Here is a 23259-nt window from a genome sequence, read left to right as displayed (position 1 = left end):
GTACATCACAAGGCGGAACCCACCGCCCTGGAGGCTACCCCGTAAAGCACAAAGCGAGCAACTTTCAATTGCTCGCTTTATTTTTACCAGTAAATGCGCTGTCAGGGTATGCCTACGCCTTCTCCTTCTCAAAATCGGCCTTCATGGCCTCAAGTTTCTCGGGATGGCTTTTTGCCAAATTGTTTTTTTGTCCGGGATCGTCCTTTAGATTGTAAAGTTGGTATTCTGTATCCCTTCCCGTCTCTATGTTTACCAATCGCATTAGCTGGGTACCATTATGTGGTGGAATAAGCACCCAGTCTCCTTGACGGAAGGCAAAAATATTCCGCTGCCCCAAAATAAGCTGCTCCCTACCCTGCTCCGATTTTCCTAAAAAGGCATCCAAGATATTCTTACTGTCTGGCGTAGCGTTCTCTTGTCCGGTAAGTGCAGCAAAAGAAGCGGTAAAATCCATTTGCGATACCAAGGCATCGGAAACGCCAGGCTCAATAGTTCCTTTCCAACGCAGCATAAAAGGCACATGGGTCCCTGCATCAAACAGGCTATACTTGCCTCCCCTAAGCGGACCCGCTGGGGTGTGGTTCCCGTTTTTGGTTACCGCATCATCGTGATACCCATCATCCAACACCGGTCCGTTATCACTGGTAAAGACAACAATCGTATTTTCTGCCAACCCAAGCTCGTCCAAGGTGTCTAGGAACTGACCTACGGACCAATCTGCCTCTACAATAACATCGCCACGCGGACCCAAACCAGAGGCCCCTACAAAACGGGGATGCGGTACCCTGGGAACATGGGGCTGATGTAGGCTATAGAATAAGAAAAAGGGCCTATCCTTGTTTTCGGTCACAAACTTTATGGACTCCCTAAGGAAATCGTCGTTCATATCCTCATCTATAAACAGGGCCGATTCTCCCCCTTTCATATAGCCAATCCTGGAAATTCCATTGTGGACACTCATATCATGGCCATGGCTGGGATGCATTTTTAAGAGTTCTGGGTTTTCTTTACCCGTGGGCTCCCCTTCAAAATTCTCGGTATAGCTCACCTCCAAGGGATCATCGGGCGATAGCCCTACCACCCGGTGGTTCTCTACATATACGGAGGGCACCCTATCATTGGTAGAGGCCATGATAAAAGCATGGTCAAAACCAACTTCCAAGGGGCCTGGTTTAATTTCTCCATTCCAATCCAACTCTTCACCGCCAAGGCCCAAATGCCATTTACCTACTACCCCAGTGGTATAGCCGGCCCCTTGCAACATGGAGGGAAGGGTTTGCTTCCCAAGATCGAACAACAAGGGGGCATTGCCCGGTAAAATTTGTGCTTTGGTATGGCGAAAGGGATAGGTTCCCGCAAGTAAGGAGTACCTACTAGGGGTACAGGTGGGGGAAGTGGCATAGCCATTGGTGAATTTAATACCTTCATTGGCAATCCTATCCATATTGGGCGTTAAGAGTTCTGTAGCCCCGTAACTACTAAGGTCCCCAAACCCTAAATCATCTGCATAGATGATTACTATATTGGGGGTTGCCGCTTTACTGGAGACCGCTCCTTCTTCCTTTTTCCCTGGTTTGCAGCCAACAACTAACAGCAGTAACACCAGGGACCATAAACTAATCACTCTCATAGATCGTATTCTAATTGGTTAAAATTTGTTTGGTTTAGTTCAAAATAAGCAGACTAATCTAAGGAATTAAAATAAATCCAGTTTAAAAACCTGGTGGGGTTCAAAGTTTGTTCACAGCGGACACCCTGAATAAACACTCCCGATACTAGTTCATCGGGAGTATTTAAATTATATGGATTTTTTAACCTGTTAGCTTATCTTATAGGTAACCGTATTTGCGAAGGATATCGTTTTGAGTGATGCACTTTGTTCCTGGCTACCACTCCTTCTGTTTCGTCAAAATTATTTCCACCGGTATTCAAATTACGAGCAAATCGTGGAAAATTACTACTTGAAACTTCTATTCTGATGCGATGGCCCTTTTTAAAATAATTACTGGTTGCCATTGGTGTTAGATCCACTTTGTACACCTTCCCCTCTTCCATAAACACCTCTTTATCGTATCCTTCCCTATAACGCACTCGTTGTATGGTTTCGTCCAAGTTATAGGCAGTACCATCTGGATGCACATCAATTAGTTTAATGGTAAAATCCGTATCCTTAGCATCCGAAGAAACGAAAAGGGTAGACTCAATAAACCCGGTCACTTCTGTTCCTTCTTTAAGAACGTCCGAAGTATAAACAAGAATATCGGGGCGTTCTTCCATCTTCCGCTGATCAAATGCACCTCCTTCCACGGCATTCCCAGTGCAGCATACATTTCCGCCCAAAGAACTTACAGGATTCATTGGATCATAAACAAAGGAATCTGGGTTGTCTCTAGATGGTCTCTTTTTTGTTAATGTCCCACTGCCATTAAGGGTATTTGCATTGCCATCACTGTCTAAATAATAAGTTACCATGTTCGTATCTGCTGGCGGCCACTCCTCGGCAGACTGCCATTGATTGCTACCCATTGTATAGTATTGTACCCTAGGGGTATTTTCCTTAAAGTCGTTACTTTCTCCTTTTAGCCACAGATCCCACCAACCAAAGATCTGCTCCGCGTAATTTAAACGGGCATCGCCAACGCTACGTTGACCAACTACCGTGTTTTCCGTAGCACGTGTAAATGCACAATGTAAGGTAGGTGCAATAACCAAATATTGATTTTCCCGGATTTGGGCGTCCCTGGAATTATTACGTACATGATTAAACAAAGCCAAATTAGGAGTGATTGAAACATCGTACCAAGAAGCAAACCAAAAACTAGGTGCACTAATTTCCATGGTATCATGATAAAGGCCCCCTTCATACCATGCCGGATCGTTCGGTTTTCGAACTACCATTTTATCGAATATTTCTCGCTTCCCTTTGATATTCTTTACAATATCCTTTAGCGGTAAATGCTTTAGGGCTTCAGCCATATCTATGGGTGGATTTTTAGGAGCGAGGTCATAAAATCTAGAAATTCTGATTAAATCCTCTTGCGTAGCCCCTTCGGGGATCCGAGGTTTAAACTTATCATGTTCTACACCATATAGCCATGAGAAAAACAAAAGCTGTTCTACCCCCCCACGATACCAGTTTCCCTGTTCCTGGATACTACCAACCGTGCCAATACCTGCCCCAAATCCCTGTGGTACCATGGCCGCATGGGAAGGATGATCAAGAGCGGACACCGCCATTTGCCACTCGGCTGTTGAAGAACAGCCATAAGTGCCTATTTTTCCATTAGACCAAGATTGATTGGCCATCCATGAAAAAGCGTCATATCCATCGGTGAGCGGAAGTCCCAAAATATCCCATTCTCCTTCGGAGAAAAACCTTCCACGCTCATTTTGTACCACATAGGCATATCCACGTTTAACCGCTTCATAAGCTTGTTCGGCTGTTCGGGTCCGGCGTTCGCCATCTACCCATGTATTAAAATTATACGGGGTACGTGAAAAAATAATGGGCACTTTTTCCTTCGTCTTCGGCCTATAAATATCGGTGGCAAGACGTACACCATCCCGCATGGGCATCATTACCTTTTGATCTACAATAGCGATTTCATCCAGTTTTGAAAAAATGTCGGACGCCTCTTGTCCAAAAAAGATTTGAAAAGAAAATAAAAGGAAAAATACGTAAGGAATTCGATAAAGCTTCATAGGCTAAAGTTTTGCTGGTGGTTTTACCCGTCTTCACTTCCAACGGAATTGGGTGTTTTTAATTGATATATTGCGTTAAAACATTATGGCTGTAAAAGTAAATTTCCTCATTACATGAATAGACTAATTTAAAGAAATTAAATTTCCTAAACACATATACTCCTGAAACTCCATAAAAAAGCCCGACAACAATTCATCGGGCTTTAATTAGGGGCTATTTTATCCCTGTACTATTAAAATTGAAAGATGTGTTAATTGTTCTCGGGCAATGGTATTGGCATTACATTAAACACCTGATCTCCGACTCTATCGATAGGCAACGTATTAGATAGTCCATAACGCCTTAAGTCGAACATCCTATGATTCTCCGACCATAGCGAATACCTACGTTGTTTAAGCAATTCTGCAGTTAGCGCCTCTACGGTCTGTGCACCTGAATAATCTGGTAGGCTGGCCGAATTACGTATTACATTAAGGGCATCTTCGGCATCCTGTAAATTATTCGCCAATATACTTGCTTCTGCATAAACCAATATTAATTCCTCATTGCGAAGAAAATCTATAGGACTTGTATTAGATTCATACAATCGGGATTCATGGGTACCGTTAAGTTCATCTTGAGAGGTTGGATCTGGCCTTAATGCTGCCTTTGCCGCAACTCTTGCGTCTCCAGCCTCTGCCTCTGTAATCCAGCTATTATGGACTATTATCTGATCTCCATTGTTGGGCTTATCATCCGTAGAAGGAACTCTAAACACCGGGTTACTCTGGTCACCACCTCCTAAGCCAAATATGTGTTTTGGTCCCACTTCCAAGTCGCCATCAAGATCTAAATAGGAGCTTGATAAGGCCGTTAATGCGGCATTCCCATCTTTGGCGTACACTGCTGCCAACCCAGCTAGGGCCCTATTGAATTTAGCAAAGGTAGCTGGGGTGTCAAACCCGGTAAAACCAGTACTTAGTTCAAAGTCAAAGTCGCTTCCTGCATTGGAGAGATGTTGTTGGCCTTCCTCCAATAGGGAACGGACCCTGGCCAAGCCTTCGTCGAACTCTACGATTGGCCCCAATTCGTCCGAATTGGCTACGTCTAACCGAGCCTTTCCGTACGACTTTAGAATCTGTATCAACTCCTCAGCCATCATGGTCTTAGCAAAACCCTGATAGCCATTCCGCTCAGCCTCAGTAACTGCATCTGTATTTTCGGCCGCCTCCAACAATAAGTTTATATTTTTTATACACCTGTAATTTCCGTTCCATGAACCTACGCTATAGAAGGAGTTATTATCTAGGGGAATACCGTCTTTTCCCAATACATCACCTGTATTTCGGGGATCGGCATTAAATAGATACAACTCCCTTGCCATAGATCCATTAGCAGTAACCTCTGTTCCCATTCCATTACGGGAAGTAGATTCTATGGCAACTACTAATTCGTTCAACTGTCCCTTAGAAGCTCCCTTTAGAACTCCATCGACACTAGGCCCGTTAGGATCTATTACTTCCTCGAAAGTACAAGAAACCATAAGCGAGACTATTGGAATCATGAGAACCCTGATCGCTAAATATTTTATATTATTTTTCATTTTTTATTTTTTTTAGAAATTAACGTTTAGGCTAAAGAAAAATTGCCGTGAACTAGGGAATGGAGCTACTTCTATACCCGTAGAAAGTCCAGAGCCCCCATTTACGGAAACCTCGGGATCGTAGCTACTATAATCGGTAATAGTGAAAAGGTTTTTTCCCGATATTCCGAATTTAACACCCTCTACCGTACTTCCGAATACATTCTCTACCGTATTCTTTGAGAGAGAATAATGAATTGCAGCCTCACGCAATCTTAGGTACCCGGCAGGTTCCACAAAACGGATAGCATTAGCAGGCATCTCCAATCGTTCCTGACCCCTTGGGGTACCTAAATCAGGAGAAACCTGTCCTAAGTCGGTAAGAAAAGTAGATAGATTTAGGTTCTCCCCGCCATTTTTCCATTGAAATAGGAAAGACACGTCTAACTGCTTATATATTGTAAAATTATTACTCCATGCCATTTGAAAGTCGGGTTCCACATCCCCAACCTTCGTTGGCTTTGTACCAGTACCATCTAAGTTTAGGTTACCCACCAACTGGGTAGCCGACTTGCCTTCCTGAATAAAGAATGTTCCAAGTCCTAAACCAAAACCGGCGCCAGGCTGTGGAAATGCAGGTACTTCCAAACGTGTAATCTCAGAGCGGTTCCTATACCATTGAACCGCTGAATTCCAGCTAAAATTTTCATTGTCGAACACAAAAGCTTTCAAGGCTAATTCTATCCCACTATTTTTTAAATCTCCTAAGTTGGTGGTTTCCTGAGTAAATCCAGAGGAAGCGGGTAGTGCCCTCGTCAAGATTAAGTCCTTTACCTTTTTATCATAATAGGTAGCTTCTAATGAAAGTCTATTATTGAAGAATCCAAGGTCAAAACCAAATTCCAATTCGCTCGCCGTTTCAGGTTTAACCAGGGCATCTCCCTTAATTCCCAATACAGATTGCCCAATGTTCCCCCCTATATTGCTAGCACCCAAACTAGTAAAGGTAGAACCATAATTCGCCGGACTTCCAGTTTCCCCATATGCGGCCCTTAATTTCAGCTGGGTAACAGACTCCATAGTCCAAAAATCAAAATTTGTCATATTAAGCGCTAAGGAAGCCTTTGGAAATCCATAGAACTTATTAGGATCCCCATTTCGGGTAGATTTGTCAAGTCTGTAGCCAACAGTAGCAATTATTTGATCTTGATAATTCCCCTCTATCTGACCAAAATATCCAAAATCTTTTTCCTCCGAACGAAATTGATCGATGACCTGGTTAACGGATTGATCAACACTGGTCTGACCCGCTGCTAATAAGGAGCCTCGGCTATTTACAAGGTTAGATTCTTGATATAGGTACGCTACACCCAATTGGGTAGTAAGATCTAGATCGCCTTCCATAGCATTACGGTTCCACACCCCAATAGCTTGCGCATTGAATTGGGTGAAATTGTTTTTGCCTACCGCTATAAAACCACCAGGTCCAGGCGGCACTTGCGACTGATGCGTTTCGGGCACATATACATTGGTTTGATTCGCTAAATAATCTAGTCCACCACTTGTTACCAATTTTACCCTATCCCTGTCTGCACGTAAAATATGTGTATTCAACGTAATCCCCTGTACCAAACGGTCATTAGAATCATCGTTCAAAGCTTTGTCTCTCACGAAAATCGGGTTCCCAGAATAATTTGGGTTCACCGGATAATTACCATTGGCATCAGGGAATAGATTTACCCAAGGCCTAGTGAAAGCCAAGGTGTATCCGTAACTTAAACCTCCGTCGTTTTCGTTACCAGTAAAACTTCTGCTCGCATTACTTCTACTATAACTTGTGGTTGAGGTAAAATCAAAAACATCCGAAATTTGATGGTCAATATTGGTCCTCAAGGAGAGGCGATCGAAACCAGTATTCTTTATAATACCGCTTTCGTCCCTAAAAGAGCCACCCAAATAAAACTTGGTTTTATCACTACCACCGGTAGCACTTAATCGGGTTTCGGTTATAAAACCAGTTTCCCCGTAAATAATATCTTCAAAATCGTAAAGTTTCCCACGTTCTGCTATGGTTGCCTCATACTTTGCCCTTTCGGCCGCATTGAATACGCTTTCTACGGTATCTGCCGTCCAAGGTCGCATTCCCAAACGATTTGAAATGGTGTTTATGCCTATGTCTTGGCTGAAACTAATTTTTGTTTTTCCTGTCTTTCCACGTTTTGTGGTTATCAAAACTACCCCCGCATTTCCACGCTGTCCATATATTGCAGCTGCTGAAGAACCCTTCAGCACTTCTATGTTTTGAATGTCGTTGGGGTCTAAATCTGCCAAACGGTTTCCAGAATTCTCCTCATTCCCACGGTTAGCACCAGAAGCAAACCGAAGCCCGGTAGGGATTTCTACGTTATTATAATAAACACCATCCACAATAATTAAGGGCTGGTTGTTGCCGTTAATCGATGATATACCACGCAATCTTAATGCAAAACCACCCCCTGGTGCCCCTGAAGTAGAGGTTATATTTACACCTGGTATTTTTCCGTAGAGAGCGCCATCTACCGTAGACTGACTGGTAGTTCCTACTAATTCCTCGGAAGAAACCGTAGCAACCGCATTAGCCAGGTTTTCTCGTTTTACGGAACTGGCCAATCCAGTGACGACCACCTCTTCCAGTCCGGTTGCTGACTCCTCCAGGGTAACATTAAGGCTAGTTTCGCCTGTCACCCTTACTTCTGTATTGGCATATCCAAGAGAAGAAAAGACTAATGTTGCAGGAAAGGAACTAACCCCTATTTCAAAGTTTCCATCAAAATCCGTAGTTGTCCCTGTCGTTGTTCCTTTTACAACTACGTTTACGCCTGGCAGGGGCAATCCCTGCGTTGCTTCAGTTACGTTTCCCGTTATGGTTCCTTGTGCGGCCATGGTGATGGGGACGGCAAAAAGCACAAAAAAAAACGCACTTTTCCAAAAAGTCAATTTTAGTTTCATAAGGTTTGAGTTAGTTATTTGAAGGTCAAGGTAATGAAGATTTTAAATTTTAAAAACTTTTTTTCTCTTTTTACTTATAAAAAATTAACACATTCCTAATTATATAGGTGCTTAATGCCCACTTCAATAATTTAACTATCCATAAATTACACAAATCTCAACCAACTATAGTTATACCAACATCGAAATAGGAGGCTAATTGAATATTTATACGTACAATTATAAAAAGCAGGCATGCCAAGGAGGATTTAAATAATCTAGTTATCATCCAAGAATGTTATCTAAACTCTATACAAGTTAAGGCTTAGATAAAAATTCACCCGCAGAAATTTTAGTCGATAACCCCATTACTTCTTACATTTGCGTTTTCATAGATCAAGTATAACATGTATAGAAGTCATAATTGCGGGGAATTAAGGGAAGCCCATCAGAATACAGAGGTTACCCTATCAGGTTGGGTACAAACGGTAAGAGACAAAGGATTTGTAATTTGGGCCGACCTAAGGGATCGGTACGGAATTACACAACTTATCTTTGATGAGGAGCGCTCTTCCAAAGAGATCATGGATACGGCCAAGTCCTTGGGGCGCGAATTTGTGGTTCAGGTAAAGGGTACCGTCTTAGAGCGAAGTTCCAAAAATCCTAATATCCCAACAGGTAATGTGGAGGTCTTGGTCTCGGAAATAAAAATCCTAAATAAATCCATCACCCCTCCTTTTACCATTGAGGACCAAACCGATGGTGGGGAGGATCTAAGAATGAAATACCGCTATCTAGATATTAGAAGAAACCCGGTAAAAAACAATCTCATTTTTAGGCATAAGGTAGCCATGGAAGTAAGGAAATACCTTTCCGATCAGGACTTTATAGAGGTAGAAACCCCCTATCTAATTAAATCCACTCCCGAGGGAGCTAGGGATTTTGTGGTTCCAAGCCGCATGAACCAAGGTCAATTCTACGCCCTTCCCCAGTCGCCCCAGACCTTTAAGCAATTATTGATGGTTGGCGGCATGGACAAGTACTTCCAAATTGTAAAATGTTTTAGGGACGAGGACCTTAGGGCAGACAGACAACCAGAATTTACCCAGATAGATTGTGAAATGGCCTTTGTAGAGCAAGAAGACATCCTAAATGTCTTTGAGGGTCTTACTAAACACCTATTACAGGAAATAAAAGGGATTACCGTAGACAAATTTCCAAGGTTAACCTACGAGGAGGCCATGAGAAAATATGGTAACGACAAGCCCGATATCCGATTTGGAATGGAATTTGGCGAATTAAACGCCGTGGCCCAGCACAAGGATTTCGGAATATTTAACGAGGCCGAATTAGTGGTGGGAATTGCGGTTCCTGGTATAGCCTCCTATACTAGGAAGCAGTTAGATGCTCTAGTAGATTGGGTGCGCCGACCCCAAGTAGGTGCCAAAGGCATGGTTTATGTAAAGTACAACGAGGACGGATCCTTTAAATCTACCGTAGACAAATTCTTTGACCAGCAAGACCTGGCCAAGTGGGCTGAAGCTACTGGCGCAAAACCGGGCGACCTTATCTGTGTCCTTTCTGGTGATGCCAACAAAACCAGAGCACAATTGAGTGCCCTGCGAATGGAAATGGCAGAACGCCTAAAACTTCGAAACAAAGAAGAGTTTGCCCCGCTTTGGGTGGTAGACTTCCCATTGTTGGAATTGGATGAGGAAACGGGGCGTTACCATGCCATGCACCACCCTTTTACCTCTCCTAAGCCAGGACAAATGGAACTTTTGGATACAGACCCCGGTGCGGTTAAGGCCAATGCCTACGACCTGGTATTGAACGGAAACGAAATTGGTGGAGGATCTATCCGTATCCACGATAAGCAAATACAGTCTACCATGTTTAAACACCTTGGGTTTACCCCCGAGGAGGCCAAGGCTCAGTTTGGCTTTTTAATGGACGCCTTTCAGTACGGAGCTCCCCCTCACGGTGGCTTGGCATTTGGATTGGATAGACTGGTGGCCATATTAGGAGGGCAAGAGACCATCCGTGATTTTATCGCCTTCCCAAAAAACAATAGTGGTAGGGACGTAATGATAGATGCCCCGGCCGCTATAGATCAGGAGCAATTAAACGAATTGTCCCTAAAATTGGATTTAAAAGCATAGTACCGGAGAGAGCAATGGGAAAACAGCTCCACTCTTCAGCATAGATTCATTTAAAAAGGTTGGTAGTGCCTATGGCGCCTCCAACCTTTTTACTATCTTAACCGTTAAGATATTATAAAGCCATTAAAGTTCTTTAGCAAGGGTTATAATAAGCATAGTTGACAATATGGTGTCCCATAAAAACACTTTCTTTAGAAAATTCCTAAGATGGAGATATCGAAATATTTCCGAAAAGAATTTTATTATCATCTTAGGGGTAATTGTCGGTTTACTGGCTGGTTTGGCTTCCGTTACCATTAAAAACCTCACCTTTAGCGTAGCATCCTTGTTTGAGCAAGGGATCGTTTTCTCCCAAAACCAACTGTATTTCATTCTGCCCTTTATTGGCCTCCTCTTGGTTTTTTTGGTAAAGAAGCTACTTTTTCGCAATGGATTTCGCCCCCCAATACCGTCCTTTCTAAAAAGAGCCATCCCCACTTTATTATACGCGCTGCTAAGACAGAACGGAATGCTTTCTTATAAACTAATCTACCACCCTATAATTATGGCGCCACTTACCGTAGGGTTTGGGGGATCTGTGGGATTGCTGGGGCCGGCCATTACATCGGGATCGGCCATAAGCTCTAATCTGGGCCGTTTGTTGCACGTAGATAGTAAAACACGGACGCTGCTTATCGCCTGTGCCACCTCCGGGGCCGTGGCCTCAATGTTTAAAACTCCTATTGCCGCCTTGGTACTGGCCATAGAACTCTTTAGTCTAGACCTCACTTTTGCCTCCCTCTTACCCCTGTTAATGGCGTCCATTTCCTCGGTGCTAACGTCCTATTTTTTTCTAGGCGATGAAACTATCTTTAGCTTCAATATCGTAGACAAATTTGTCATCAACGATGCTGCGCCCTATATCCTCTTAGGCGTGGGAACTGGAATTGGCTCTATTTATTTTACCAAGATTTACTTTGCCGTCTATGCCTTTTTCGATCAATTTAAAACCCCCTTCCTAAAAGTCCTTGTTGGCGGACTTATTATTGGGGTGATGTTGTATTTTATCCCCCCCTTATACGGGGAGGGACTGAGTTTTACCAAGGATTTGTTCGATGGAAACCATTTGCATGCCTTGGGAACCACCCCTTTTGACGATGTTATTGATAATATCTGGGTAGTCATTGCCCTTTTGGTGGGCTTTACCATTTTTAAAGCCTTTGCCATGACCATTACCTTTGCCGCGGGAGGAGTAGGCGGGGTCATTATTCCTACTATGGTGATGGGAAGCGCCCTAGGTAATGTAGTCGCCAAAATCCTCAATAATTTAGGGCTGGGAATAACGGTATCCGAAGCCAATTTTACCTTGGTGGGCATGGCCGGACTAATAGCAGGGGTAATCCACGCGCCTTTAACAGCTATCTTCCTTATCGCGGAAATTACTGGGGGTTATGATCTTTTTATTCCCCTTATGATCACCGTTGCCATTTCCTATTTTATTACCAAACAGGTTATGGAACACACCATTTACACCAAGGAATTAGCAGAGCGGGGCGATCTGCTAACCCATGATCAGGATCAAAATGTGCTTACCCTTATGAAATTGGAAAGGGTGATAGAAAAAAACTTTATACCGGTACACCCAGAAATGACCTTGGGAGAAATGCTGCACAATTGCGTTACCAAATCTACCCGAAACCTTTACCCGGTGATAGACGATAACCAAATTCTGGTGGGCATTGTACTCTTGGACGACATTCGAAAATTTATGTTCGACGCCTCTTTGTACGACAGCATGAAGGTGGAAGATTTTATGCACAATCCGCCTGAACATATTATTTTTGAAAAAGATAATATGAAGACGGTCATGAAAAAGTTTCAACATTCGGAAGCTTGGAACCTCCCCGTCATAAAGGACGGAAAGTACCTGGGCTTTGTTTCCAAGTCTAAACTATTAACGGCCTACCGCAGAAAATTGATTAATTTTACAAGATAATTACCCCATATCATGAAATACCTTATCGTCCTAGTGCTGCTTGCATCCCTAGCCTCAATTATTTACGGCTTCACCATTCAGGAAACCGATGTAATTTTTGCCAATAAATGCATTGGTTTTGGCACAGTAGGCATTTTTTTAATTGCCATGCCCCTATTTCTTATAAAAGTTAGCAAAGGCAAAAACATGAAGGATTATATGCTGAACGAGGAGAACATACGAAAAATGCAGGGAAAGGATAAAAAACAAGAGAAAAAGGAATAAGCTACCGGCAGCCCCCATTTTATTGCATTTTCAAAAAACTATAAGTAGCGAGTACGGCCTTTAGTCCAGTCGTGGTCCTACACTAATTAAGATTTCTTCTCTGAATAAAGAAGCGCTTTAAGATTTCCGAAGCCTCTTCTTCCATAACACCACCTACCACGGTTGTTTTAGGGTGTAGTTTCGTATTCATGGTCTTAAATCCCCTGTCCATATCCCTAGCCCCATATACAATCTTGGAAATCTGACTCCAGTATAGGGCCCCCGCACACATTTGGCAGGGCTCTAAGGTTACATACAAGGTACAATCCTGCAGGTATTTCCCTCCCAAGAAATTGGAAGCGGCCGTAATGGCCTGCATCTCGGCATGGGCAGTAACATCTACCAACTGCTCGGTTAAATTGTGTCCGCGGGCAATGATCCTATTATTAACTACCACAACCGCACCTACAGGAATCTCCCCTTTTTCAAAAGCCATCTCCGCCTCCTGTAAGGCTTTCTTCATAAAGTAAGTATCGTCAAAGGGCGTTATCATAGTCCGGTTTTTAGACTACAATAGTAATCAATAATTAAATTCAATGTAAAGTAAAACCCAATTTATCCCTTAACTCAATTCCTTCAAAACCGCATTTCTACACTTCAAGAAGAAAAAACCAATGCTACTACAAAAAGATAAAACGGCGATGTACCTTGCCATCCCCTTGCCCTGCATTCCTCTAAAATGATTTTACCCTTCCCTAGGTCAATAATCCCATAATGCACCATTCGTAGCGCTCTAATGCAACAAGGGATACCTAAAAACCTTAGTTTTGTACTTTATCTTTATTACATGTCGAAAGCTATATTACCACATATCAACGATCCGCACGACCTTCGGCAAAGAAGCTTGGAAGAATTACCCCAATTGGCCAAGGAATTGCGAAGTTTCATAATAGACATTGTAGCCACCAAAGAAGGGCATCTTGGGGCCAGCTTAGGCGTTGTAGAGCTTACTATTGCCCTACATTATGTATTTAACACCCCCTATGACAAACTTATATGGGATGTTGGCCATCAAGCCTACGGACACAAGATACTTACTGGCCGAAGGGATGTTTTTCACACCAACAGACAACTAGGAGGTATTAGTGGATTCCCTCATCGGGAAGAAAGTGAATATGATGCATTTGGCACCGGGCATAGCTCCACCTCTATCTCGGCCATCTTGGGTATGGCCATGGCCTCCCATTTAAAAGGGGAAAAAGACAAGCAGCATATTGCTGTGATTGGGGATGCCTCCATTGCCAGCGGAATGGCTTTTGAAGGACTAAATCACGCAGGGGATACCAATCCTAATATTCTTATCGTATTAAATGACAATGCCATTGGCATAGATCCCAGCGTTGGGGCCCTAAAAAAATACCTAACCAATGTAAAGAAGGGCACAGCCAAGGATGAGAATCTTTTTGAGTGTTTAAACTTTAACTATACCGGACCTATAGACGGCCATAACCTCCCGCTTTTGATTAAAGAATTGGAGCGACTTAAATCTGTGCCAGGTCCTAAATTATTACACTTGATAACCACTAAAGGCAAGGGACTAAAAAAGGCGGAAGAAAACCAAGTGGTATACCATGCCCCGGGAAAATTTGATAGTATCACCGGCGACCTTTTACCCAAGGCCAATAAAATGGAACCGCCAAAGTATCAGGATGTATTTGGATATACCCTAGTTGAACTGGCCAAAAAAAACCCCAGGATTGTAGGGATTACCCCTGCAATGCCTACGGGTAGCTCTTTAAAGTATATGATGGACCGGTTGCCGGAGAGGGCCTTTGATGTGGGTATTGCCGAACAACACGCTGTAACCATGGCTGCGGGTATGGCCGCAGAAGGAATGGTTCCCTTTTGCAATATATACGCTACCTTTTTACAACGGGCCTATGATCAGGTAATACACGATGTGGCCCTACAAAATCTCTCTGTCATCTTCTGTCTGGACAGGGCCGGAATAGTGGGTCAGGATGGTGCCACTCATCACGGGCTGTTCGATATGGCCCAACTAAGAACCATCCCAAACCTAATTGTTTTTGCACCGATGAACGAGTTGGAGCTAAGGGATATTATGTACACTGCCCAATTGGGGCTACCACATCCCATTGCCATCAGATACCCCAGGGGCAGAGGAGTGGTATTGGATTGGAAACGCAAATTTTCTAAAATCATGATAGGAAAGGCAGAAGAACTGCAAAAGGGCACGAAAATTGCTGTATTGTCAATCGGCCATATCGGAAATATGGTGGCCGACCTATTGCCAACCTTAAAAAATAAAAATGAAATTGGCCATTACAATATGCGATTTGTAAAACCATTGGACCAAGATATGTTACAGACCATATTCCAGGACTACACCCATATCATTACGATAGAGGACGGGTGTAGTGCCGGAGGTTTCGGCAGTGCCATTGTGGAATATGCCAACGAAGTAAATTGTGGGATCCCTATTCGCGTAATGGGGGTCCCCGATAAGTTTCTAGAACATGGAACCGTGGAAGAACTACATCATATTGCCCAAATAGATAAACAAGCCCTAAGAAAACAAATTAATAATCTATTGAACATCGTTTAACATGCGCAGTAAATTTAGCTTCATTATCCTTTTGTTTCTATGTATCATTCCTCTAAACGCACAAGTAGCACCTACCCAAAAAACAGCATCGGACACGCTTAGGGTATCGCCTATCCCGGTAGATACCATGAGGATAGACACTATGCGCGTAGACACCATAGTGATAAGAACACTGCACCAAAAAATTAAAAACGTTGCACGCGGGGCTAATTTAAGCGGACCGGTCATTACCTTTAATAAAACAAAGGCCTTAGACGAGGAGTACCGCCCCTTTAGGATTCCCTCTTTTTGGGATAAGGAAAACAAGCTGAGCGTAAATTTTAACGAGGTAGCTTTTATCAATTGGAATGCCGGGGGAAACAATTCCGTATCGGCCCTAGCAAACATAAAGTTTCTACGTAACTATAAATTCAGGTACGTAAAATGGGACAACTTATTGGAACTCCGTTACGGTTTAAACTCACAGGAGAAGCAAAAATTGAGAAAAACGGACGATGCGATCCGCATCAGCACCAACTTTGCCTATAGACGGGATACCATAAGCAACTGGTACTACTCTATAAGGGCAAACTTTAGAACTCAATTCTCTAACGGTTACAAATACCCCAACAGGGACAATCCCATCTCGAGGTTTATGGCCCCGGGCTACGGATTTATTGGTGCGGGAACCTCGTACATCCCCGAAGGAAAGAAATTTGACCTCTACCTCTCCCCCTTTACGCAAAAGGCAACTTTTGTATTGGATCAGGAATTGGCAGATAGGGGATCTTTTGGAGTAGAACGGGCGCAATACGATGCGGAAGGAAATAAAATAAAAGATGGAGAAAACGTCATCATGGAATTTGGGATTCTAGTGACGAATAACTGGGAGACCGAAATTTTTGAAAACGTATTATTAAAACATCGTTTAAGCCTATATACGGACTACCTCAACAGCTTTGGAAATGTGGATATTGACTCGGAACTCAATATCTCCCTAAAGGTCAATAAAAATATAACAACCAATTTGGGGACCCATATAATTTATGACGACGATATTAAATTTGACCCTATAAAAGCGGATGATGGGACCATTATAAGTGATGGCACCCCAAAAATTCAGTTTAAACAGCTCTTTGGGGTGGGCATCAATTATAATTTTTAAACAGGGCTACAGCTGCTTCCCCATAATCTTGTTGTGGATGTGTACGGCGGCACTGTCCGAAAGACTGGCCACATAGCAGCAGGCATTCAATAATATATTATAAATAGATCCCTCGGTATCTCGGTACAACTCTGGCAGGGTAGAAAGTATCAAGGCGTCGTAATTGGACCTTTTATTTTCTTTCTGCCTCATTAAAGCGGTGGTATAAACTTCCAAAATGTCCGAGATAATCTTGTACCCAGCAATTTCCTTTTCTATAACTTCCTGTGACTGATATACCTTGTCTTTACTTATGGATAAAATATCTTGAATTTGCGCTTTAAACTTACTTTTCTCCAATAAGGAAACGCTAAACTCCCCTTTTAAAATAGCGTCTTCGCTGGCAATAAAAGTAGCTATGGCATCAGAAATTAAGGTGTTTATGGCCAATGCCCGCAAATAACTCATACGATCTTCCATATAGACCAACTCGTTATATTTCTTGACGTTGATGCTGTCTTTTACCAATTTAATCAGATATTCCAAGGCAAAATCCTCTGGAATTAACCCTAGGTTAATCCCATCTTCGAAGTCTATAATGGTATAGCAAATATCATCTGCAGCCTCCACCAAATAAGTTAAGGGATGCCTACAATAGCCAACATCCCCACTTTGGGAAGTTGAAAGCAACCCCAATTCTGCGGCTACTTGTTTAAAGGAATCCACATCTGTCTGAAAAACCCCAAATTTTTTATCCGCTATATGCTTGGTGGGCTTTTTGGGCAGTGATTCCTTGGGATATTTCATAAAGGCGCCCAGGGTAGCATAACTAAGTCGCAAACCGCCTTCTACACCTTTTCTAGATTCGGTTAACAATTTATATCCATTAGCATTCCCTTCAAACTCCAAGATATCCTGATACTCCTTATCGCTAAGTTGCTCCTTAAAACGCTGACCGTTCCCATTCTTAAAATACTCCCCAATGGCCTTTTCGCCACTATGCCCAAAGGGAGGATTCCCTATGTCGTGGGCCAAGGCTGCCGCTGCTACAATAGCTCCAAAGTCGTTAAACCTATACCCATGAATCTCACTTAAATAAGGGTGTTTCTCCAATACTTTTTTCCCAGCAATTCGCCCCAAGCTTCTGCCCACCACGGAAACCTCCAAGCTGTGGGTTAGGCGGGTGTGCACAAAATCTGTCTTGGACAAGGGGATTACCTGGGTCTTGTCCTGCAGGCTCCTAAAAGCCGCAGAAAAAATAACCCGATCATAATCTACTTCGAACCCCAAACGGGTTTCATCCTGTTCTTTTCGCAATCTTTTACTGGTATCCCCAAATCGTCTCAGAGAGAGTAATTGTTCCCATTTCATAGTACATAATTAAAACCCGCAAGATACATTTTTCAGGAATGGCCTTCCCACCAAACCTCCCCCAAATTCTCTTAGCCCCCTATTTTGCTTAACCATTCCTTAATCCCAACTTTACATTCGTCACAAAAGGATTTCCTAATTTAGCAGTTGTTTATAAACAACCTTGTTTCATTATTTTGTTAGTTTTTGTCGACTATAATCTTGAAACTCAGCTACCTTTGGCCAAGGTAGCTTTTCTATTTAAACTAAAATTGTTCTTCAGTTAACGTTAAATTAACGTACAATCCTGTAATTTGCAGTCGACAAAAACTAATGATTACACTTATGAAACAATTAGCATGTTTGCTATTTATTCTATTATTGGCACCCGTATATTCCCAAACCGAAGCCCCGGAGTTTGGTAAGGGATTATTAAATCTGGTGGGGAAGGATAGCAGTTGGACGATGAACCTTGCTACCCGATTTCAGTTTTTGACCACCACTACTTGGGATCAAAACGCCGATGACAAATGGGCAGATCCCCATACCACGGCCTTGGTCCGCAGGGCACGATTAAAATTTAAGGGATATGCCTATTCCCCAAAACTAAAGTACAAGGTAGAACTAGGACTATCTAACCGAGATATGTCCGGAGCCTCCATTTACACGAGCAATGCCCCTAGGTTTATTCTAGATGCCTTTGTTATGTGGAATTTCTATGAAAACTTTGAATTGTGGATTGGGCAGACCAAGTTACCCGGCAATATGGAACGGGTAATATCTTCCGGGAACCTACAACAGGTAGACCGATCGCGCTTAAACAGTAGGTTCACTTTAGATAGGGAAACAGGAATACAGCTTAGGCACCAATTCTACCTCTTCAACAATTTCTTGATTCGCGAAAGGTTTGCACTATCCCAAGGGGAAGGCAGAAATGTCACCAATGGCAATATAGGAGGCGCCCAATTTACCAGTCGTTTAGAACTACTCCCTTTTGGTGAGTTTACCAAAGGAGGGGAATATTCCGGAGCCGATATGGCCCGTGAAGAAAGTCCAAAGCTTATGCTTGCAGCTACCTATGACCATAACAAAAATGCGGTTAAGACTAGAAGCAATCAGGGGAGTTATATGACCAATGATATTGGATTCCATCATACGGATATAAATACCGTTTTTGTGGATGCCATGTTCAAATACCAGGGCTTCTCCTTTATGGGGGAATACGCCCATAGAACTGCCAAAGATCCCATCGCAAAAAATTCTGATGGCAGTCTAACAGGAGATATTGTACAAGTGGGCGATGGCCTCAACCTACAGTCGGGCTACCTTTTTAACAATAACTGGGAGGTTTCCGGTAGGTATACCCATATCGCCTTAGACAAGCTTATAACAGGCAATCCTAAAGAAAATCAATATACCTTAGGCCTTTCCAAGTACATAGTGGGCCATAAATTAAAAGTTCAGACAGATCTAAGCTATATGTCGGTAAATGGAGGAACCGATGAATTAATGTATAGATTACAGTTCGATATACATTTTTAACCAATAACATAACCTTTTCATAACATTAGTGACCAATTCACTTTGGATATTTGCAAACATTTATCTTAACAACTATGGATGATATTTACTTTTTGATGATAATAGCCCTTGTCTTTTTGGCAATTGCCGATTTGATAGTAGGGGTGAGCAATGATGCAGTGAACTTTTTAAACTCTGCCATTGGTTCTAAAGCGATTTCTTTTAGGACTATTATGGTGGTAGCGAGCATTGGAATTGCCGTAGGGGCCATTTTCTCCTCAGGAATGATGGAGGTAGCCCGAAAGGGGATCTTTAATCCCAGCGAGTTTATGTTTAACGAGATTATGATCATTTTTATGGCGGTCATGATTACAGACATCCTACTGTTAGACTTCTTTAATACCATAGGGATGCCCACTTCCACTACGGTTTCTATCGTATTTGAACTATTGGGGGCCTCGGTAGCCATGGCGCTTATAAAAATAGGGGCCGCTTCTGGAAGCTATGTGGAAGTATTCAACTACATTAATACCTCCAAAGCCACAGAAATTATCCTGGGAATTCTGCTCTCGGTGGTCATCGCATTCTCGGTGGGTGCCTTTGTACAGTATATTTCCCGCTTATTGCTCTCCTTTAATTTTAGGAGAAAGGCAAAATGGATAGGCGCCTTATTTGCCGGAACAGCACTAACGGCCATTACCTACTTTATATTGATCAAAGGATTAAAGGGTGCTTCCTTTGTAAGCGACAGTGTATTAGAATTTACCCAAAACCACACTGCAGGCATTATAATTGGGAGCCTTGCGTTATGGTCCCTAATTTCTTACCTATTAACTGCCTTCTTTAAATACGACAGTTACAAACTTATTATTATTGCAGGTACCTTTGCCCTAGCGCTTGCCTTTGCGGGGAACGACTTGGTGAACTTTATTGGGGTACCAATAGCCGCTTGGCAATCTTTTGAGGCTTGGCAGGCATCTGGAATAGCGGCCGATCAATTTAATATGGGTATTCTTGCCAACAAGGTTGCTACCCCTACCTACCTCTTGTTCGGGGCAGGAATAACAATGGTGCTTACCCTTTGGTTTTCTAAAAAGGCGCGCTATGTTACCCAAACAGAAATTAACCTATCCCGTGAAGGGGAATCCAAAGAGCGTTTTCAACCCAACTTTTTGTCAAGAAGTATTGTAAGGGGAGCCATGCTAATATCTGCCGGTGCAGATGCTATTACACCTGCTTCCTTAAAGAAAAAAATTGATGCCAATTTTGAGAAGCCAGTCATAGCCCTTTCTAAGGATAAGACCTTTGAGATGCCCGCTTTCGATATTATTAGGGCAGCGGTAAACCTTATGGTAGCCGGGGTATTAATCTCCATTGCAACCTCTTACAAATTACCGTTATCTACTACTTACGTAACCTTTATGGTGGCCATGGGTACTTCCTTGGCCGATAGGGCGTGGGGTGCAGAAAGTGCTGTTTACCGGGTTGCCGGAGTACTAAATGTAATTGGCGGTTGGTTTTTTACTGCATTGATGGCATTCGTCTCAGCGGCGGTCATCGCTTACCTAATCAATATTCACGTCCCTTCTATGCTGGCCATCCTATTGTTGATTGCGGTACTTTTATTGGTTCGCAACTATATTTCCCACAACAAAAAATCCAAGGAAATTAGTGCTGAGGATAGCTTGAGAAAAGCGGAAAGCAGCTCGATACAAGGAGTTATTGAAGAAAGTGCCAATAATATATCTAATGTTGCCAAAAGAGGTAATAAGATATACACCAATACCATCAACGGTTTAGCAAAGCAAGATTTAGACTTGCTTAAGAAAAACAAGAAGCAGGTGGTAAAACTATCCAACGAGGTAGATGAATTAAGAGACCACATCTTCTTCTTCATTAAAAACCTAGATGAGGCAAGTGTTGGTGCAAGTAACTTCTACATTAATATTTTAGGTTATTTGCAGGATATGACCCAATCCCTGGAGTACCTGTCCAAGATTAGCCACAAGCACATCAACAACAACCACAAGAAGTTGAAGTACAACCAGATAAAGGAAATTAAGGAAATAGATCAGAAGTTAGACTTATTGCTTAGCGAGACCAAGGAAGCTTTTGAAACCCGTAATTTCACCCAGATAGGATCTATATTAGGTAGTAAGCAGACGCTGTTAGATATGGTCTCCCAGAAGATTGAAAAACAGATCGCAAGGACTCGTACAGAAGAATCGAGCCCCAAGAACACTACCCTTTACTTTACCATTCTCTTGGAAACAAAGGATTTTATAAACGCCACTATGAATTTATTGGAATTATACTACCAAGAACATGACAGTACGGTGAAGCCCGCCAAAGTAGAAGTGTAGGCTTCCCAATTTTAAATCAAAAAGGCAACCTGTGCAAGCTTAGCATGGGTTGCCTTTTTTTTATCAACTTCTCTACAGTCCCCCTTTTTTCTTTCTTTGTTTCTAGAAAACTCCAACCAGTCTATACCTTATATAAAATCCTTTTGAGTATAATGGCAGGTTTCTCCTAAACCACCCGCCACTTTTCCCTATATCCTAACTCCGATTACCAACCACAAGTCCCTCCTTAACATTCCCTCAGTATTTTTAAACAATACCTCCGATTACAGCAATAATCCTATTATCTATCCGCAACATTCTCATTATTGGAGTCAAAAAAATACAAAAAAGTGAAAAAATAATATTGCCGTATTAAATCTTTTTCTAACTTCACTTAGTCTTAATTATTTGTTAAAAACTAAAACCAACCACACCCAATGTACTCAAGACCAGCTTTTAACAAAGTAGTTGTAGCAATTATTGCATTGGCGACCCTTACCAACTGCTCGGGCCCCAAACGAATAAAATTCCCAGAGCCGGTAGATACTGAAACCAGGCCAATTACCTATCAAAAAAAGCAGTTGTTAGCAATACCTGAGCTGGGGCTGTATTTGGACAACACTTTTGCTGGGGCAAGACTCAATGGATTTCAAAAAACCAATGATTCTACCATCACCCTATATATTCAACCAGAAAACCAACCTATAAACAATAGTCCCTATTATGCATTTAAAACATGGGCAGACCATCAAAAACCGGTCTACTTTACCTTTCATTACCCAAAGGGATATAAACATCGGTACATCCCAAAACTTAAACAAAACGGAGCACCATGGACCATAGTAGATTCGTCCCAGTACTCCTTTAGGGATTCTATTTTCACCCTTAAAGTGAAGGTATCCCCAGACACCACACTTATCGCCGCACAAGAAATCTATAACAGTAAGCTTACCAAGGACTGGTATACGGGGCTGGCAAATACAAACCCCACCGCGGTACGTTTAAAAAGTGCAGGAAGCACCCCAGGAAATAGAGACATCCCCTATCTAGATCTCTACCAAGGCAGTGCTAAGGGAAAAGACGTTGTAATACTTATAACACGGCAGCACCCACCAGAGGTCACCGGGTTTATGGCCTTTCAAAGTTTTTTGGAAACCATTTTAGACCATTCTGCCCTTTCCAAGTCCTTCCTAAACAAGTATCGGGTCCTGGCCTTTCCCATTATGAATCCCGATGGGGTAGACCTAGGCCACTGGAGACATAATGCCGGCGGGGTAGATTTAAATAGGGACTGGTCCAAATACCGACAACCAGAGATAAGACAGGTAGTCTCTACCATTGAGGAAGTCCTAAAAAAAGACCAAGGAAAGGTACTTCTGGGTCTCGATTTCCACTCCACCTGGTATGATGTATTTTATACCAATGACCAGCGGGAAGGCACTACCATTCCCAATTTTCTACCACAGTGGTTTGCTGGTTTGGAAAATAACATTCCCAATTATACGGTAAATGAAAAAAGTAGCACCAGCACCAAGCCAGTATCCAAGGGCTGGTTTTTAAACAGATTTAAGGCTATAGGAATCACTTATGAAATTGGGGATGATACCCCACGGGACTTTATCGCCTTAAAGGGTAGGGTATCTGCCCAGGAAATGATGAGAATACTAGTAAACATGAATAACTAAA

General features: G+C 42.5%; 14 protein-coding genes. 8 read left to right on the top strand and 6 right to left on the bottom strand.

What is annotated here, in order from left to right; genetic code table 11:
- Positions 1 to 112 precede the first annotated feature (112 nt).
- The 4 genes from F1E73_RS02610 to F1E73_RS02595 all read right to left on the bottom strand — a co-directional run bounded on the left by F1E73_RS02610 (position 113) and on the right by F1E73_RS02595 (position 8252).
- Positions 113 to 1630 (bottom strand): sulfatase family protein, encoded by a 1518-nt coding sequence (locus tag F1E73_RS02610; protein WP_150451030.1) that lies wholly within the window; start codon positions 1628 to 1630, stop codon positions 113 to 115.
- Between the two features lie 194 nt (positions 1631 to 1824).
- Complete coding sequence (locus F1E73_RS02605; RefSeq protein ID WP_150451029.1) at positions 1825 to 3702, bottom strand: CocE/NonD family hydrolase; 1878 nt, start codon at positions 3700 to 3702, stop codon at positions 1825 to 1827.
- A gap of 251 nt (positions 3703 to 3953) precedes the next feature.
- Entirely contained in the window at positions 3954 to 5285 is a 1332-nt protein-coding gene (locus tag F1E73_RS02600; RefSeq protein ID WP_086476380.1) for a RagB/SusD family nutrient uptake outer membrane protein, read from the bottom strand.
- Between the two features lie 12 nt (positions 5286 to 5297).
- Entirely contained in the window at positions 5298 to 8252 is a 2955-nt protein-coding gene (locus F1E73_RS02595; RefSeq protein ID WP_086476381.1) for a SusC/RagA family TonB-linked outer membrane protein, read from the bottom strand.
- Between the two features lie 386 nt (positions 8253 to 8638).
- On the opposite strand from F1E73_RS02595, the gene aspS reads away from it, so the two are divergent.
- From aspS to F1E73_RS02580, 3 genes are all read left to right on the top strand, one after another.
- Positions 8639 to 10393 carry an aspartate--tRNA ligase gene (gene aspS, locus F1E73_RS02590; RefSeq protein ID WP_150451028.1) on the top strand — a complete coding sequence of 585 codons (1755 nt, stop codon included), beginning with the start codon at positions 8639 to 8641 and terminating at the stop codon, positions 10391 to 10393.
- A 166-nt stretch (positions 10394 to 10559) separates the two neighbouring features.
- Positions 10560 to 12368 (top strand): chloride channel protein, encoded by a 1809-nt coding sequence (locus F1E73_RS02585; protein ID WP_086476383.1) that lies wholly within the window; start codon positions 10560 to 10562, stop codon positions 12366 to 12368.
- Positions 12369 to 12380: 12 nt separating this feature from the next.
- Positions 12381 to 12632 (top strand): hypothetical protein, encoded by a 252-nt coding sequence (locus F1E73_RS02580; protein ID WP_086476384.1) that lies wholly within the window; start codon positions 12381 to 12383, stop codon positions 12630 to 12632.
- Positions 12633 to 12714: 82 nt separating this feature from the next.
- Here F1E73_RS02580 and F1E73_RS02575 read toward each other — a convergent pair whose 3' ends face one another.
- Entirely contained in the window at positions 12715 to 13164 is a 450-nt protein-coding gene (locus tag F1E73_RS02575; RefSeq protein WP_086476385.1) for a nucleoside deaminase, read from the bottom strand.
- Positions 13165 to 13458: 294 nt separating this feature from the next.
- On the opposite strand from F1E73_RS02575, the gene F1E73_RS02570 reads away from it, so the two are divergent.
- Together F1E73_RS02570 and F1E73_RS02565 are read left to right on the top strand one after the other, a co-directional pair.
- On the top strand, positions 13459 to 15237 hold the full coding sequence (locus F1E73_RS02570; protein ID WP_150451027.1) for a 1-deoxy-D-xylulose-5-phosphate synthase: 1779 nt from the start codon (positions 13459 to 13461) through the stop codon (positions 15235 to 15237).
- 1 nt (position 15238) lies between these two features.
- Entirely contained in the window at positions 15239 to 16381 is a 1143-nt protein-coding gene (locus tag F1E73_RS02565) for a DUF3078 domain-containing protein (RefSeq protein WP_086476387.1), read from the top strand.
- 6 nt (positions 16382 to 16387) lie between these two features.
- Here the strand turns inward: F1E73_RS02565 and dgt are convergent, their stop codons facing one another.
- The gene (dgt, locus tag F1E73_RS02560) at positions 16388 to 17731 is read right to left on the bottom strand and encodes a dGTP triphosphohydrolase (protein ID WP_150451026.1); all 1344 of its coding nucleotides are present in this window, start codon (positions 17729 to 17731) and stop codon (positions 16388 to 16390) included.
- Between the two features lie 324 nt (positions 17732 to 18055).
- Here dgt and F1E73_RS02555 point away from each other — a divergent pair, with 324 nt between their 5' ends.
- The 3 genes from F1E73_RS02555 (at position 18056) to F1E73_RS02545 (ending at position 23258) form a co-directional block, all read left to right on the top strand.
- Entirely contained in the window at positions 18056 to 19252 is a 1197-nt protein-coding gene (locus tag F1E73_RS02555; protein WP_086476389.1) for a porin, read from the top strand.
- A gap of 74 nt (positions 19253 to 19326) precedes the next feature.
- The gene (locus tag F1E73_RS02550) at positions 19327 to 21594 is read left to right on the top strand and encodes an inorganic phosphate transporter (RefSeq protein ID WP_086476390.1); all 2268 of its coding nucleotides are present in this window, start codon (positions 19327 to 19329) and stop codon (positions 21592 to 21594) included.
- A gap of 416 nt (positions 21595 to 22010) precedes the next feature.
- Positions 22011 to 23258, top strand: coding sequence for a M14 family metallopeptidase (locus tag F1E73_RS02545; protein WP_150451025.1), 1248 nt, complete (start codon positions 22011 to 22013; stop codon positions 23256 to 23258).
- Position 23259 lies beyond the last annotated feature (1 nt).

The sequence above is a fragment of the Arenibacter lacus genome (assembly GCF_008711145.1).
GTDB classification, from domain to species: Bacteria; Bacteroidota; Bacteroidia; order Flavobacteriales; family Flavobacteriaceae; genus Arenibacter; species Arenibacter amylolyticus.
This window is presented reverse-complemented; position numbering and strand designations above follow the sequence as displayed.